Annotated in this window: 2 protein-coding genes; both read right to left on the reverse strand. The window is 59.5% G+C overall.

Features of this window, described 5'->3' with window-relative positions; genetic code table 11:
* Positions 1 to 366: contractile injection system protein, VgrG/Pvc8 family (locus DEO48_RS12620; protein WP_258306098.1), on the reverse strand; the 366-nt coding region annotated here is incomplete at its 3' end.
* A gap of 68 nt (positions 367 to 434) precedes the next feature.
* The coding region (locus DEO48_RS12625; RefSeq protein WP_309136809.1) for a type VI secretion IcmF C-terminal domain-containing protein at positions 435 to 1,236 on the reverse strand (802 nt) is incomplete at its 5' end.

Raw genomic sequence — 1,236 nt, forward strand, 5'->3', positions numbered from 1 at the left:
ACCGATAATGTCCTGCGGCTTTTTCACCTGGAAAATCCGGCAGTTGGTACGCAGTCCCGTACGCCACAGCGCCGGTCGCACGATGGCCTCATAGCGGGTACGCTGAAACCCGGTATCGCCCTGCGCAAAATCGCTGATTATACCGCTCACCCGCCGCTGCAGTTCGCCGTTGTACCAGACAATCAGCTCGCACGGCTGGTCCAGCGCATCCCCAAAATCAATGCCGGGCTGCGGGCTTGCCAGACTCAGCTTCAGGGCAAAGGGTTCGCTCAGCCGTTCTTCCAGCGTGAAATCCACCACGCCAAAGGTGCTTTCCGGTAACGTCCCCACATTAACGGTAAAGCGTAATCCGTTGCTCTCTGTCACATAACGCTCCTGTTCTGTCTGTTGTGTTGTTTATCCGCCGGGTAGGGTCGTCTCAACGCGGCTCTGTACTAATAAAGCGTCTCCGGTAGCCGGAACCGGCTGAACAGCCCTGCGGCAAACGGACTGTGGTCAGCGTCGCTGTAGACCCGCCAGGTCATGGCGCCGTCATCCACACCAAAACGCACATCAAATGAACCCCGACTCACCTGCGTCCGGTTGCCGGTATCCAGCAGGCGGAACATCGCCCACGGACCGGTAAAGCCCAGGCTTCGTGGTGAGCGGGCAGCGTCATCCGGTATCAGTGTCAGTTTGCTTTCCGCTCCGTCACGCAGAGCGTTAGGCCAGACCAGCGGTACTTTCTGCCGCCGTCCGTGACTGTACTCCATCCGCTGACCATCAAGGTTCAGCACGCCACGGCGTTTACTGGCGGTCAGCTCAACCGGCTCAACCACAAAATGCACCTCAGGCTGCCCCTGCGCGTTGAATAACGCATCCCGTATTAACTGCGCCTGTGCAAGCTGGCGTATCAGTTCCTGCAGGCTGGCATTGCCCGCCCCCTGTTTCAGTACGCCGCTGTCCAGCAACGGTTTGAGTTGCGTCTGGTAAAAGCTGTCCAGCGTACCGCCGGGGGCAAAAAAGCGGGTCACTTCAGACAGGGATGCATCCTGCGCAGAGGCCGGATTGAAGGGATAGCGGTCAGCCAGGGTGTCGTTAAACGGGGTCAGCACCTGCTCAGTCCACGCCTGATTCAGGGATGACATGGCAAGCGAGGTCGTCACACCGGCGACCTGCGTTGCAATCTGACCGACCCAGCGATCCAGTGGCGCAGGCAGCCCCCGCGCATACTGTTGCAGACTGAAAGCCGGATCC

It is taken from the genome of Enterobacter sp. CGMCC 5087, assembly GCF_003144775.1.
GTDB classification, from domain to species: Bacteria; Pseudomonadota; Gammaproteobacteria; order Enterobacterales; family Enterobacteriaceae; genus Enterobacter; species Enterobacter cloacae_M.